The organism is Streptomyces sp. NPDC050743, from assembly GCF_044456925.1.
Lineage (GTDB): Bacteria > Actinomycetota > Actinomycetes > Streptomycetales > Streptomycetaceae > Streptomyces.
On the sequence record NZ_JBITGJ010000095.1, the window covers coordinates 1 to 14440 of the forward strand.

Below are 14440 nucleotides of genomic sequence, written 5' to 3' on the forward strand. Positions count from 1 at the left end.
CCAGGACCCGGACCAACTCGATTCCGTCTGCCGTACGCAGTGACTCCATCAGGCGGAGTAAGTCATGCTGGGACAAGGCCATCGCGTCACCTCTCTCAACGAGCCTCTCTACTCGGAGAGTTGCGCGATGGCCGCCCTTTGACCAGGGCCTATGCGGAGATCGCTGTTACACCACTCCGTGGGACAGCATCGGCACCGCAGGCTGATCGCCAGGAAGTGGGACTACGCCGACCGACGCCGCACCGGCCGCCCGCCCACGGCCGCCGCGCTCAAGAAGCTGGTTCTGCGTCTGGCAAAGGAGAACCCGCGGTGGGGCCACCGGCGGATCCACGGTGAGCTGGCCCGGCTGGGGCATCCGATCGCACCGTCCACGGTCTGGGAAATCCTGCACGCGGCCGGCATCGGCCCGGCCCCGCGCCGCACCGGCCCGAGCTGGCGTGAATTCCTCACCACCCAGTCCGAGGGGATCATCGCGGCGGACTTCTTCCACGTCGACGCGATCACCGGCAGGCGGCTGTACGCGCTGGCGTTCCTCGAACACGGCACCCGCCGGCTCCACATCACCGGCATCACCGCCCACCCCACCGCGCAGTGGGTGACCCAGCAGGCCCGCAACCTGACCGCCGACCTCGGCGCACGCGTCGAGTCGCTCCGCTTCGTTCTCCGCGACCGCGACAGCAAGTACACCGACTGCTTCGACGCCATCTTTGAGGCCGAAGACATGGACGTGCTGCTCAGCGCGCCACAGGCGCCGCGCATGAACGCCCACTGCGAGCGAGTGATCGGCACGATCCGGCGCGAGGTCCTCGACCACATCCTGATCGTGAACGAAGCCCACGCCCACCAGGTCCTCGCCGAGTACCAGGAGCACTACAACACGCATCGGCCACACCGATCACGAGACCAACGACCACCCGAAGCCCGGGAACAGTCAGCGGTATTGCACGATCGCGTGCCCCGCAGGCCCCTGCGGACCCGCGTCCTCGGCGGGGTCATCAACGAGTACCGATACACGGCTTGAGCTGCAGCGATGACTTTACGAGCCCCACAGGCTCGCCCGCTACCAGGCAGCCCTCCACGCCGGAGCCGACCCGGCCGTCGTCACCCAGTGGATCAACGAGGCCCAGCGGGACAAGGACGCGGCACAGAAGAAGCTCGACGCGCACCCCGCCGTCACCCGGAAGAAGCAGTCCCCGCTCGACGCGCGACAGATCCGGCGGATCACTGAGAGTCTTGGAGACATTGCACAGCGCATCCAAACTGCCGCCGTCGAAAAGAAGGGCCCGCTCTACGACGCCCTGGGCATCGCTATCAACTATGAAAACGCAACGAGGACCGCGATCGTAAGATCGAGGCCCTCATCACCGTATCGTCAAGCGTTGTGTCCGAGGGGCGAGTTGACGACTGACGATACGGTCGCAGTGGCGCAGGGAAGGCTCAAGCTGGAAGATGCGCCAAATGGCCTCAGCCTCGCCTCATGAGACTTGGCTTTGCTCACCGGGGGCACCCGGCGCCTCGCCACGACCGCCACCGCCATCGAGCAGGGGAGTCAGCTCAACAGAACGGCGGATTTCCCGGGACGCAATGACGAGGAGTTCATCAGCCGCTGAGCCAGGCAAGGGCAGCCACTGTCATGGCGCTGACGCCGGTGTCCAGGGTGGGCTGGACGACGGGAGCGAATGCAGGGCTGTGGTTGACCGGGACGTCCTGGGCGACGGTGCCCTTCCTGGCGGCCTCGGCGTACAGGCCGGCGTCGATGCCTCCGATGCCCCAATAGGTGAACGGCGCGCCGAACACTTCGGGGATCTCGCTCATGTCCTCGCTGGCGGTCTGCAGGTCGATGGTGTGCGCGTCGGCGCCGAAGTGGGCCGCGAACGCCTCGGCGACGCGCCGGGTCGCTTCCTCGTCGTTGACGGTGGGCGGGAAGGCGGCCGTTCGCTCGATCTCGGGTGCCTCGGGCGACCCGGACGCCTCGCTCTCAGTCCGGACGATGCGCTCGATCGCCTTCAGCACCTGGTTCCGCGTGGCGTCGTCGTAGGTGCGGACGTTGAGGTCGATGACGGCGCTGTCGGGGATGACGTTGGGCCCGGTGCCGGCATGGATGCTGCCCACGGTGACGACGGCGGGGGTGGTGGCGGCGAGTTCCCGGGAGACGATGGTCTGCAGGCGCACCACGATCATGGCGGCCATCACCACGGGGTCGACCGCGGCCTGAGGCATGGAGCCGTGCGCACCTCGGCCGTGGACGGTGATGCGCAAACTGTCCGCGGCCGGCAGGAAGGGCCCCGGACGCGTGCCGACGTACCCGGCCGGATAGGGCAGGACGTGCTGGGCGAGTACCACGTCGGGCCGGGGCACCCTTGCCGTGAGACCGTCGTCGATCATGACGCGGGCGCCGTCGCCGTTCTCCTCCGAGGGCTGGAAGAGCGCCACGAAGGTACCGCGCCACGCTTCTGCGGTCTGCGCCATCAGCCGTGCGGAGCCGATGAGGGAGGTCACGTGCACATCGTGCCCGCAGGCGTGCAGGACCGGCTGCTCGGCGCCGTCCGGGCCGGTCAGGGTCACGGTGGAGGCGTAGGGCAGACCCGTCTGCTCGCGTACCGGGAGGGCGTCCATGTCCGCGCGGGCCATGACGGTGGGTCCGTCGCCGTTGGCCAGTACGCCGATCACTCCCGTGCCGCCGATGCCGCCGGTGACCTCGTAACCGAGATCCCGCAAAGCATCGGACACCTTCTTGGCCGTGCGGTGCTCCCGCAGGCCGAGTTCAGGATGCCTGTGAAGATCACGGTAGAGATCCTCGAGATCGGAGCGGATGCCGGCGAGGCCGGACAGCACTGCGCGGTTTCGGTCGGTCACGGCGTCTCCTTGCGCGGGTGGGACTGCTCTTGTTTCCCGCTCCCGGCGGCGGTGCCGTCCCGCAGCGACGCGGCCAGCTTCGACCCGGGCCGCCAGTCCAGGCTGGTGGGCAGGTTCCAGCCGAACCGCAGGGCAGTGAGCCGGAAGGCCAGGGCCAGGGTGATGCCCAGGGCGACGCCGAGGACCGGCACACCTTGGTACACGCAGATCACTGTCGTTCCGGCGACCGCGAGGGCGACGGTGGCGTACAGACCGTTGCCCCCGAAGACAGCCGGCACCCGGCCGAGGACGATGTCGCGCAGGGCCCCGCCGCCGACGGCTGTCACTGTGCCCAGGAGGATGGCCGGAAGCCATCCAAGACCCACGGCGAGCGTCTTGTTGACCCCGGTGACCGCCCAGAACCCGAGGACGGCAGCGTCGAGCGCGGTGAAGAGCCGGGTCCAGGACGCCTCGCTGATCTTGATGAGGAAGACCACCACGGAACCGGTGACGGCGGTCGGCACATAGGCGTAGTCGGTCAGCGCGACCGGTGTGCCGTGCTGCAGCAGCACGTCCCTGATCATGCCTCCGCCCAGACCGGAGATGACGCCCACCACGAGGAATCCGAACAGGTCCAGGCCGACCGTGCGGGCCACGGCGCCCCCCAGCAGCGCGCACGAGAAAACACCGGCAAGGTCGAGATAGCGCGTCGCGACCGTGATTCCGGCGGGGATCAGGGAAGCCGACATCACACACACGGTGGACACGATGACGAGCCTAGTGACTCGGCGTCTCCACGGCACGCACACGGCCACGGACAGTGATGTTCCGCGACAGCGGGCGGCCGATAGGTCGGATCGCCCGCAGTCAGGGTCCCGCCGGCGCAGAAGGCATGGATGGGTACAGGTCGGATGTCCGCGGCTTCATCGCCGGAACCCGGCTGGACGTGTTCACCGAGCACATCCAGAAGTTCGGGCAGTTCGCCGACCTCGCTACTGAACTTGATTGAGTGATGTCGGGGCCCGCCGCAGGGTGGCAGGGGCCAGCTCGCGCCTTCCCGGTGTGGCCGGAGCACGAGGATGATGCTCGCGTGATCCGAGACTTCCCGCCGTTGCCGTTGCCCCAGTACGCCGTGGTCCGTATCGGCTGCTCACCAGGGGTGCCTGCCGAGATCGCCGCCGATCTGCGGGAAGTCACGGCAACCACTGGGGTGCCGACTCGGTCTTCGGCAAGGTCAACACCAGCCACGGCTGCGTGGGCCTGAAGGACGTCAAGGGCGGCGGCGACGGCAGGCAGCCCGCCGCGTGGTTCTTCGACAACTCGATGATCGGTGACGTCGTGATCGTCAAGAACTCCGAGCACAAGACCGCGTTGGCCCCGGACAACGGCCTCAGCGACTGGAACATGCCGTGGACCCAGTGGGTCTCGGGCAGCGCGGCCAGCTGACACGACGCCACTGCCTCCAGACAGCCCGACGGACCGGCCGGCACTCAGCCGAGGAGCACAGCGCCGACGAGCACGATGGACCGGACGGCTTGCGCAGTGGCCTCGCCGGTCGTCGGGCCGTCCCTCACAGTGGATGATGACGGACACGCCACACAGCCCGCGGGCGTCGGCGGCGGCCTGCCACCACATCCGCAGCGGTCCGTCCAGGACGCTCTCCTCGTCATCGCGGTAGTCCAGCCAGTCCTGGTCTTCGGCCTCCGCGCGTTCTTGCGCGGTGAAGCCCAGTGCCCGCTCGACAGCGGGAAGCGTCTCGCGCACCTCGGCGGCGGTGAGAAGGAAGTTGCCGCACCAGCCGGGGAGGAGGACGGCCCGGTCGGGACCTATGGCGTGGAAGAAGGATCTCAGCGCGAACTCTTTGCTGTGGACCAAGAGGAAGAGGTCCTCCACGCCATCGACCAGGTCCCACACATCTCGGCTCTTCCCGCTCCGCGGCGATCAGCGGAAGCAGCCGGGGAGCGAGCGTGCTGATGAAGTCGTCGTCGTGGGTGCTGATGGACCAGGCCGAGGTGATACCCATGCGAGCACCGTACGAGGCGTCACTGACAACCTGGGTTCCCGCGGCGTCGACCCGGGGTGCGGGGCCGTTCAGCCCTCCGCCGGCCCCTCGCGGAGGGCGGGAACCGCCTGCCATGCCACCATGCTCGGCACGCCCGGACCGCAATGGCTGACGTAGATCCGGGCTCGGCTCCGAATGAACGCCGACGGCCGGCATTCCACGGGCGCTCGTGACGGGGTGACCGAGCGCTGAGCGGGTAGGGAAATGGCCCCGGCGCACCGGTCCGTCGCTATCATCTTGATGCGCCCCGGCCGTGGGTGGAGCTGCCATTGGGGGACCATGAGGCCGCATCTGGTTTTCGTGCATGGCATCGGGGGACCGCGCGACCCCGCAGCCGAACTGGAGCTTTGGCTCGGCGCGTTGGCGGTAGGGGCGGGTGCGGCGGGGCACGCGCGACACGCACCAGAGCTGCGGCGAGGCACACTGGCGGACGTCCGGTTCGCCTACTACGGCGACCTGTTCGCGGCCCCGCAGGCACAGGGCGTCGGCGAACTGGAGGAAGCCGAGGCGTTCGACGTGCGGTCCCTGTTGCGCGAGGTGATCGACGCTCGGCTGGCCGAGTGCTGCAGGACCGACGGCGAGACCCGTGTGCTGCAGCACGCACAAGCGCAACTCGCCCCCGAAGGCCCCGCACAGGGCCTCGGCTCGGCCGCACGGCAGGTGCTCAGCGCCGCCAACACGCTCCTCGCCGTCCCCGGGCTGCGGACATTCGGCGCCTGGGCGAGCGGACGACTGATGGTTGGTCACCTCACCCAGGTCACACGCTATTTGGCGAGCGAGGAAGGCAGTGACGCGGGACCGTCTCTCGCCGCGAGGGTTCGAGACCGGGTGGCACAGGCACTGGATCCCGCGGTGCCCACCGTCGTCGTCGCACATTCACTGGGCACCGTCGTCGCTCTGGAAACGCTGTCCAGCCACCGCGGGGACGTTCCACTGTTCATGACCCTGGGGTCGCCGCTGGGCCTGCGTGCCATCGTGGGCCGTCGGGTGCGTCCCCAGCCGCCACGCGCCCCTGACGCCGTATCACACTGGGTGAACGTCTGGGACCGGGACGACCTCATCGTGGGCAGAGCCCGGCTGGAGGACTTCGTCGGGGCCAACGTTCGGTCCGTCCTCCCGGTGACCAGACGGGTGGACTCGGACGGAGCGTGGGTGCATTCCGCGCTGAAGTATCTGGCGCACCCGGGCGTCGCCGGGCCCATCGTCGAGGCCCTCGACGTGGTCACGCAGTCATGACCGCCCCGTTCCAGGCTCGCCACGCCCTGGTCATCGCACCGCAGTGTGCACAGCTCGGCGTGCTCGACGGACTGGAGGACGTGGCCCGGGGCCTGCGGGACACACTGACCGACGACCGGAGGGGAGCCTGCACACACAGCCCGGTGGTCGAGTCGGCCCTCCTGTACGGCGCGTCCGCCGGCCAGGCCGACATCGAGACCGCGATCCGGGGTGCCGCCCGCAAGGCCGGAGAGAGCGAAGCCCTGCTCGTTGTCGCCTTCCTCGGTCACGGCATCACTTCCGGCAGGAACCCCAGGCTCTTCCTCATGGCCGGCGATTCCCGAGCCGACGAGACCGGTTCCGCGGTCAACGTGGCAGACGCGCTGGAGCGGACCCTCGAGGCCCCCGGCCTGCCCGGACTCATCGCTGTCGTCGACACCTGCCACGCGGGCGGCGCCACGCCCGATCTGCGTGCGGTGGACGCCGGAGTCCGTGAGGGCGCGACCCGGCTGTCGCTCTTGATGGCCGTCGGCGCCGCACAGGAAGCGTACGGGCTCGCCTTCTCACGCGGACTCATCCGCGTGCTCCGGCAGGGAGTCGTCGGTGCCGGCGAGTTCCTGCTCCCGGAAACGGTGCTCGATGCCCTGCTGACCGAGGCGCCCGGCCAAGACGCGCGGCTGGTGCACTATGTCGGCGCGCGGTTCGGTGAGCGGCCCTGGCTCGCCCGGAACGCCAGTCATCTCGTACGGGCCGGAGGACAGCTCGGGCCCCTCGCCCTGGAGGAACTGGAGGCGGCGCTGGCCCCGCACGGCGGTTCGGCGCTGCTGTCGGTGCCCGTCACCGGTGCGGCCGTACTCGACGAGCTGCACGATGCGCTGCGCGACCGCTCCGCACCGTCCGACGCACTGGGCGTCGTCGACGGCCTGCGGGATGTCTTACGCACCGTCGACCTGCTGAGTTCCTGGCCCGGCGGCCCTTTGACGTCCAAACGCCTGCGGCGGGCGCTGCGCAGAGCTGCGGGCCGTTGCGCCGAGCCGCTACCGCAGTCCACCGGGACCTCCCTGCTGCGCGACGCGGTCGAGTACCTGAGGTTCCGTGCCCAGCGGCAGGGCGAGACCCCCATGGCCCGGATCGCCGCCTTCGTCGCCGAGCTCGCCCTCGAGGACGAACTACCGAAAGACCTGCCGGAGTTCAAGTCGTGGCACCATGCCGTGAGCGCCAGGGCCGAACTCGACGACGCCTTCGAGGATCTGCGCCGGCGCGACGCCGGAAACCGACTGCGGCTCGTCGTGAGTCTGCATGCGACGCTCGGTGACCTGTGGCCGGAGAGCCTGCAGGCGTTCCTCCTGGACGGCCCCGATGTGTGCGCGCAGGCCGACTTCGCCTGCACACCGAGCCGGGCCGGTGTGGAACAGCAGCTGGCGGGGGTGCTCAAGTGGGCCTGGCTGGAGAGCAGGCCGATCGGGCGACTGCGCCGGGTCGAGGTGGCCGCCCCTGCCGCACTGCTGCTGCGGTGGCGGCCCGAGGAGACGAACTTCGGCCGGCGGCTCGGTCTCATGTACGACGTCGTACTGCGCTGGAGCGAGCGGATGTGCCCGCCGGACCACATCTGGTGGATCAACGACCAGGCACGGGAGAGACTCGCCGACATGAACGAGCGAGGAACCGGGCGCGCGCCGGTCGACTGGCTCGGCAGCCAGGAGACGGCACGCACCGACGAACTCGCCGCGCGGTTCGAGCGGGGGGAGTACACCCAGGCGGTGGGCTTGCGCCACCGCCCACAGCGGATGGAACAGGTGATGGAGGTGCTGCTGAGACACGCCCCCATCGTGCTCTGGCCCGGTGCCGAGGGAGGGATGCCGGACGCCTGCCGGGACAGCCTGGACCGTTTCTGGCATCTGCTGCCGGCGGAGTTCAGCGAGGCCTACCGCAGCAGTTGGGCGCGCGAAACCCGCAAGGGATCCGACGGCCACGAGCATCTGGCACGGTGGCGGAGCATCTGGCACGACACGGAATGGCTCGACTTCTGCGACTGGTTCGAGCGGTTCGTCACCAAGGGGAGGAACGCCACATGACCTGGCAGCCCTATTACGTCGGGGACGGCATTCCACGCGATGTCGAACTGGACGATCCGCCCCCCTGGCGCAGCTTCCCCCGGCAGAACCTGCACCGGCAGTTCCAGCCGCCGCCCGGCCTGACCACCGCCGTCAACGCGGCCCTGGCGCTTCGCCGTCCGCTGCTGGTCACCGGCCCCGCGGGCTCCGGCAAGTCCACCGTGATCGAACAGGTCGCCGCCGAACTCAAGCTGGGCGACCCGCTGCGCTGGCACATCACCTCGCGCAGCACTCTCACCGAGGCGCTCTACCGCTACGACGCTCTCGGCCGCATCCATGCCCAGCGACTGGCCGGTCCGACCGGCAGCGACGACATCGCTCCGTTCCTGCAACTGGGGCCTTTGGGCACCGCATTGCTGCCGTCGCCCCGTCCCCGGGCACTGCTGATCGACGAGATCGACAAGAGCGACCTGGATCTGCCCAGCGACCTGCTGGACGTACTGGAACGAGGTGCGTACGACATCCCCGAACTCGGCCGCTACAGCGAGGCCACGGTGTACGTGCGCGAGTGGCAGAGCGACACTCGCATCCCGATCGAGCGCGGTCGGGTGCAGTGCGACCAGTTCCCGTTCATCGTGATGACCAGCAACGGCGAACGTGACTTCCCGGCGGCCTTCCTACGGCGCTGCATCCGCTTCACCATGCCGAAACCCACCGTGGAGGCACTGCGCGCCGTTGTCGAGGCTCATCTGCGGGTCGGCTCGGACTCCCGGCAGGCGCCCGTGGTGGACCAGCTGGTGCAGGGGTTCGCGGATCGGGTCGCCTCGGGCGAGAGCCTGGCCGTCGACCAGTTGCTCAACGCGGTGCACCTGCTGACGGGCGGCTCCGCCGTCGCGGGCGTGGACGCGCACGAGGTCGCGGAACTGATCCTGCGCGAGTTGTCGGGTGCCTGACCACCCTGCCCCGGGCCCACCGGACCTGCTGGGCCGCGTGGTGCGGGCGCTCGGCGCCGTCGCGCCGGACCTGGACGGCACCGCGCTGGCCGAAGTGCTCTGGCTGGCGGCACGGATCGGCGCCGGCCCCGCGGTTCCGCAAGCCGGGGCCTCGCCGGAACCGCCCGCCGTCGGTGCGCCGAAACCGCCCGCCGCGCCGTCCTTCCCCGGACCAGGCCCTGGCCATACGGCCGCCCCGGGACCAAGTCGCCCACTCCACGAACGTCTCCGCGGAGCGAGTGCCCGCATCAGCGGTGCCGCCGTGGCCACCCCGCAGGGTGCGGGCCTGCCGCTCGCCGAGGAGGTCACCCGCGCGCTGCGACCCTGGAAACGGCCCTGGCCCAGGGGCCACAGGCCCGCCCTCGACATCGACGCCACCGTCGACGGCTACGCCCGCAGCGGCGAGTTGATCCCTGTCTTCCGGCCCGCCCCCGAACGATGGTTCGGTCTCGTCCTGGTGGTCGACCGTTCCCCCGCCATGCGCGTGTGGCGGGAGACCATCGCCGACTTCACCGCCGTCCTGGACCGTCTCGGCGCCTTTCGCACCCTCCAGACACGCGAGCTCGGCTTCGGTGCGAACGGACCCGAGATCCGGGACGGACTCGGCAGGCTGACCGGACCCGGCGAGCTGCGCTCCCCCGACGCACGACGGCTGGTGATCGTCGTGTCCGACTGTGCCGGGCCACAGTGGCGGGAGCCGGAGGTGTGGCGCCGGATCCGCGGCTGGTCACTGACGACACCGGTCGCGCTGCTCAATCCGCTTCCGCCGAAGCTGTGGCGCCGGACCGCGCTCGGTCTTCCGTCGGTGCGGGTGCAGGCAAGCGCTCCCGGTGCCGACAGCTTGCACCTGACCTTCGACCGCCCGCTGCTGCCGCCGGACGAGGACCAGCAGGCGGACACCGGTGACTGGCTGCCGCTCCCGGTGCTGTCGACGTCCCCGCACTCCCTGGACCAGTGGTCGCGCGCCCTGATGCGCGGTGCCCCGGAGGGATGCGGAGCGGTATTGGTGCCCCGCGCGGGACGGCTGCGCCGTCATCCCCCACCCCGGGAACACGCCGGTGCGGCAACCGCCGAGGGGTTCCTCCGTACGGCGTCCCCGGGGGCGGTGCGACTGGCCGTCCTGTGCGCCCCCTTCGGCCGCTTGTCCATGAGCCTGCTGCACCTGATCCGCCAGGACATGGTGCCGGACGCCACCGTGGCCGACCTGGCCGAGCTGCTCACCAGCGGGCTCTTCACGATCGAGACGCACGGGGACGGGCCGGTCGAGCTGGTCGCGGACCCCGTCGTGCGCCTGCGCCTGGAGCGGGAACTGACGGTGCACGAGGTACGCCGGATGGACCGCGCCCTGGAACGTGCGGCCCGGCCGGGACGGCTGCCCGCGGTAGCGTATGCTCCGCACGGCCACGCGGAACACCTTGCCGGTGAGCGGGCGTTCGCCCATGCGCGACGCCGGACACTGGAGCTGCTGGGCCTGCCGGCGGAAGACCGGCCGCCGCTGACGGGACGGGGAGAGGTCGTGGACCTTGCGTGGCATCGCGAACCGTACGACGTCCGGCCCTACTTCTTCCTGAGTTACGCCCACACGCCGCCCTGGGGGCCGGGTGGCGGCGACCCTGATCACTGGGTCCATGTCCTCTTCAACGACCTGTGCAGCCACATCATGGCGCTCACCGATCTGCCGGCCGGTGCCCCGGCGGGCTTCATGGACCGGGAGATGCGATCGGGAGAGGGCTGGCCGCACAGGCTGAGCGAGAGCCTGGCGAACTGCCGGGTGCTGGTGCCCTTGCTCTCGCCTCGCTACTTCACGAGCGAGGCCTGCGGCCGCGAATGGTACGCGTTCAACGAGCGGATCGTGCACGCGAGGACCACCGGCTACGGCGTCGACCCGGCGATCGTGCCGGCCCTGTGGACTCACATCGACCACACAGAGCTTCCCGAGTCCGTGCGCAGGCTGTCCCTCGTCCCCCCGGATCTCGGTGGGCGCTACGCCCAGAACGGGATCTACGGGCTGATCAAGCTCAACCGGCTGCGCGACGAGTACGAGGAAGTCGTCTTCAGGCTGGCCCGGCGCATCGTGCGGGTCGCGCATGAATCGCCGCTACCGCCGGGCCGTCCACGCGACTACGAGAGCACCCCCAGCGCCTTCAAACCCCGCGGCACCGGTCCCCGGCACATCCACCTGTATGTGGCCGCTCCCACCCGGGGCAGCATCCCGGACGAACGCGACCCACAGCCGTACGGTGCGAACGCTCAGGACTGGAACCCGTACTTCGCCGAATCCACGCGCCCGCTGGCGGCCCTCGCGGAGGATCTGGTGCGCTCGCTCGACTACCGCGTCACCGTCTCCTCGTTCGACGACGAACCGTCCGGTGACGGCTCGGCGGCCGACGCGACGCAGGCGGTTGCCTCTCCCCCCGCCATCCTCCTGGTGGACCGCTGGGCGCTGGCCGACGAGGAACGCCGGCGCAGGCTCCGGGCCTTCGACAGCGCCGCCCGGCCCTGGGTGAGCGTCATCGTCCCCGGAAGCCGTTCCGACACCCAGAACTTCGGTGAGGACGGGCTCAGACTCACCGCCGAACTGGAACGCACGCTTCCCACGATCATGGACAGGAGCCGCCGCACCGACGCACGGATCGCGGTCAACGGCGTGCCCACCCTCAAGGCCTTCTCCGACGTGCTCCCCACCGTCGTGGCCCAGTCCACCCGGCAGTACCTCAAGCATGCGACCGCCCGTCCGCCCGCCGGACCCCACGTCGCCAGGCCCCGTCTCCGGGGGCCCGTCGATCCGCTGTTCACGGATCCCGGGGTCGGCGAAGGAGGGGAATCATGACGGACGGGCGCGGCGGACGCATCGTCACCTTCTACTCGTACAAGGGCGGCACCGGTCGCACGATGGCCCTGGCCAACACCGCGTGGATCCTCGCCGCCAACGGCAAACGCGTCCTCGCCGTCGACTGGGATCTGGAGGCCCCGGGACTGCACCGCTACTTCCACCCGTTCCTCGACCCGAACGGGCTGGCGGCCACCACCGGTGTCATCGACCTGCTGCAGGAATACGCCTGGGCCGCGGTCTCGGGCAGCCTCCGCTCCGACGGCTGGCACGTCGCCTACGCCGGCGTCGAGCCCCACGCCCTGTCCGTCACCCCCGAACAACTCGGCGCACGCTTCATGGACGGTGGTTCGCTCGACTTCCTCTCCTCCGGCCGCCAGGACCGCGCGTACGGGCCGACCGTCAGCACGTTCGACTGGGACAACTTCTACGAGCGACTCGGTGGCAGCGTCTTCCTGGACACCCTCCGCGACGTCATGAAGGCGACGTACGACTACGTCCTGATCGACAGCAGGACCGGACTGTCCGACGGCGCGGACATCTGCACCCTCCAGATGCCCGACATAGTGGTGGATTGCTTCACCCTCAGCCGGCAGTCCCTGGAAGGCGCGGCTTCGGTGGCCCACGGCGTGTCCCGGCACCCCGTCGGCACGATCCGGGTGCTGCCTGTAGCGATGCGGGTCGACGAGGCCGAGAAGCACCGGGCCGACGCCGCGCGGGCCTTGGCCAAAGAGGTGTTCGACGGTGTTCCCACCGGGCTGCGGGGCCAGGCGGCGGCCGACTACTGGGACCGGGTCAGGATCCCGTACCGGCCCTCCTACGCGTACGAAGAGACGCTCGCCGCCTTCGGCGACGACAGCGGCCGGACGGACTCCATGCTCTCCGCCTTCGAAAGGCTCACCGCTGTCATTTCGGACGGTGAGGTGACCGCGCTGCCGCCCGTGCCCGAACCCGTGCGGGTGCGCTGCCGCGATGCCTTCGGCGGACTGAGGCCGGCAGAATCCTGAGATCGGCGCCGGCCACGCCGGAGATGATTCAAGAGACCGAGCAGCGGATCGGTTCGGTGATCCATCCGGACCTTGTCGCGAGGCCGCGCCCCTACTCCCCGAGCACCAGCCTCTGCAGCGCCGCCCGCGCCCGTGCGTCGGACTGTGCACGGGCCGCGACCGCGACCGCGAGTTCCCGTACCCACTCGTCGAGTGCCACCGGGCGCCGGGAGAGCACCACGCCGCGGACCTCCTTGCACACCTCGCCCGAGGGACGCCCGCCTGCCAGGTCGAGCGCGAGGCGCTGCTCGCCGAGGAGGACCTCGACCCGCTCGACACGGCCGTCGCGTCCCGCGAGCCGGTCGGCGATGCTCCGTTTGCGCTCGACGGCGACGGAACCCGGCGGCAGCGCCTCCGCAAGGGTCCCGGTGAGCACCTGGGCGTAGACCTCCAGGTCGGCGGCGTCCCTGCGCAGCGCGGCCGTCAGCAGGTCGAGGGAGTCCGGCTCCCCGGTGGGCTCGAACGGTACGGGGTCGTGTGCCGAGGTCATCGCGGGGCCTCTCGTGGTGTGCCGTTGGTGCGGGTCTGCTGGGCCGGGTGCTCAGCCGTCCAGGCTGAGCACCATCGTCGGGCGCTCGATGACGTGGTCCTCGCGCAGCGGCCGTACGGCCGTGCCGATCGCGAAGAACTCGGTGGTGTGACCGCCCCAGCGGTGGTTGTGCGCGTTGAGCTGTACGCCGACGACGCCCTCCGCCCGCAGTTCCTCCGCCTCGTGCTGCATCCGCGCCATCGCCAGCTCCCGCGCGTCGTACAGCGCCTGCGTGAACTGCTCGATCTCCACGTTCTTGCCGATGTTGGAGAACATCTGCCCCATCTTCTGGTGCGCGATGTGGTAGACGCAGGTGCCCATCACCATGCCCAGGGGGGCGTAGCCGGCGCGGATGAGCGTCCAGAAGTCCTGGCCGTTCAGGTCCGACGTGAACGGCTGGCCCTTGAGGTTGCGCCAGCTGCCGCCGGCCACGCCCGGCGCCGGGTGGTCGGCCTTGACGGCGGTGCCGATCGCGATGAACTCCGCGATGTCGTTGCCGAATTCACGGGCCTCGACGCTGAGGCGCACGCCGACGATGCCGTCCGCGCCCAGTTGGGCCGCCTCCGCCTCCATGCGGGTCATCGCCAGCTCGCGGGCGTGGTACATCGCCTGGCTGAGCGTCGTCAGCTCCTGGTTCTTGCCCCAGCGGCCCAGCTGGATGCCCACGTGGTAGATGGAGCTGCCCAGGACGAGGCCGATGGGCCGGAATCCCGCCTCGCGCACCAGCAGGAACTCGTTGACCGACAGGTCGCTGGTGAAGAGCGAACCCGGCCTGCCCGGCTGCAGTTCGGCCAGCCGCCGCATCGCGTCGGCCGGCACGCCCTGGGCGGACATGCCGGCAGGTGTGCCGTCGGCGGGGTTGAAGACGCTCATGAAC

At 70.1% G+C, this 14440-nt stretch carries 9 protein-coding genes and 2 pseudogenes; 7 read left to right on the forward strand and 4 right to left on the reverse strand.

Annotated features, from left to right (window positions below; genetic code table 11):
• Positions 1 to 178 precede the first annotated feature (178 nt).
• Positions 179 to 1021 (forward strand): integrase core domain-containing protein, encoded by an 843-nt coding sequence (locus ACIBJF_RS43380; RefSeq protein WP_399182633.1) that lies wholly within the window; start codon positions 179 to 181, stop codon positions 1019 to 1021.
• A gap of 578 nt (positions 1022 to 1599) precedes the next feature.
• On the opposite strand, the gene ACIBJF_RS43385 is transcribed toward ACIBJF_RS43380, so the two are convergent.
• The gene (locus ACIBJF_RS43385) at positions 1600 to 2856 is read right to left on the reverse strand and encodes an amidohydrolase (protein ID WP_399182635.1); all 1257 of its coding nucleotides are present in this window, start codon (positions 2854 to 2856) and stop codon (positions 1600 to 1602) included.
• A complete protein-coding gene (locus ACIBJF_RS43390) occupies positions 2853 to 3584 on the reverse strand; it encodes a trimeric intracellular cation channel family protein (protein WP_399182637.1) in 732 nt (243 codons plus the stop codon). Before ACIBJF_RS43390 ends, ACIBJF_RS43385 begins: the two co-directional genes overlap by 4 nt.
• A gap of 445 nt (positions 3585 to 4029) precedes the next feature.
• Between ACIBJF_RS43390 and ACIBJF_RS43395 the strand changes: the two are divergent.
• The 6 genes and pseudogenes from ACIBJF_RS43395 to ACIBJF_RS43420 all read left to right on the forward strand — a co-directional run.
• Positions 4030 to 4281: pseudogene (locus ACIBJF_RS43395) on the forward strand (hypothetical protein); the annotation flags it as partial.
• A gap of 916 nt (positions 4282 to 5197) precedes the next feature.
• Positions 5198 to 6133 (forward strand): alpha/beta hydrolase, encoded by a 936-nt coding sequence (locus tag ACIBJF_RS43400; RefSeq protein WP_399182639.1) that lies wholly within the window; start codon positions 5198 to 5200, stop codon positions 6131 to 6133.
• On the forward strand, positions 6130 to 8187 hold the full coding sequence (locus ACIBJF_RS43405) for a hypothetical protein (RefSeq protein ID WP_399182641.1): 2058 nt from the start codon (positions 6130 to 6132) through the stop codon (positions 8185 to 8187). The genes ACIBJF_RS43400 and ACIBJF_RS43405 overlap by 4 nt, the downstream gene beginning before the upstream one ends.
• The gene (locus ACIBJF_RS43410) at positions 8184 to 9119 is read left to right on the forward strand and encodes an AAA family ATPase (protein WP_399182642.1); all 936 of its coding nucleotides are present in this window, start codon (positions 8184 to 8186) and stop codon (positions 9117 to 9119) included. The genes ACIBJF_RS43405 and ACIBJF_RS43410 overlap by 4 nt, the downstream gene beginning before the upstream one ends.
• A 40-nt stretch (positions 9120 to 9159) precedes the next feature.
• Positions 9160 to 11988 (forward strand): TIR-like protein FxsC, encoded by a 2829-nt coding sequence (locus ACIBJF_RS43415; protein WP_399182666.1) that lies wholly within the window; start codon positions 9160 to 9162, stop codon positions 11986 to 11988.
• Positions 11985 to 12986 (forward strand): annotated as a pseudogene (locus ACIBJF_RS43420) (KGGVGR-motif variant AAA ATPase); the annotation flags it as partial. The gene ACIBJF_RS43415 and the pseudogene ACIBJF_RS43420, both read left to right, overlap by 4 nt.
• A 100-nt stretch (positions 12987 to 13086) precedes the next feature.
• Here ACIBJF_RS43420 and ACIBJF_RS43425 read toward each other — a convergent pair.
• Positions 13087 to 13524, reverse strand: coding sequence for a hypothetical protein (locus ACIBJF_RS43425; RefSeq protein ID WP_356318311.1), 438 nt, complete (start codon positions 13522 to 13524; stop codon positions 13087 to 13089).
• A 51-nt stretch (positions 13525 to 13575) separates the two neighbouring features.
• A complete protein-coding gene (locus ACIBJF_RS43430) occupies positions 13576 to 14436 on the reverse strand; it encodes a heavy metal-binding domain-containing protein (RefSeq protein ID WP_356318309.1) in 861 nt (286 codons plus the stop codon).
• Positions 14437 to 14440: the final 4 nt, after the last annotated feature.

Coding starts and splice junctions, on each gene's coding strand:
- ACIBJF_RS43425 (WP_356318311.1), bottom strand. CDS start 13,524: ATGACCTCGGCACACGACCCCGTACCGTTCGAGCCCACCGGGGAGCCG.
- ACIBJF_RS43410 (WP_399182642.1), top strand. CDS start 8,184: ATGACCTGGCAGCCCTATTACGTCGGGGACGGCATTCCACGCGATGTC.
- ACIBJF_RS43390 (WP_399182637.1), bottom strand. CDS start 3,584: ATGTCGGCTTCCCTGATCCCCGCCGGAATCACGGTCGCGACGCGCTAT.
- ACIBJF_RS43405 (WP_399182641.1), top strand. CDS start 6,130: ATGACCGCCCCGTTCCAGGCTCGCCACGCCCTGGTCATCGCACCGCAG.
- ACIBJF_RS43430 (WP_356318309.1), bottom strand. CDS start 14,436: ATGAGCGTCTTCAACCCCGCCGACGGCACACCTGCCGGCATGTCCGCC.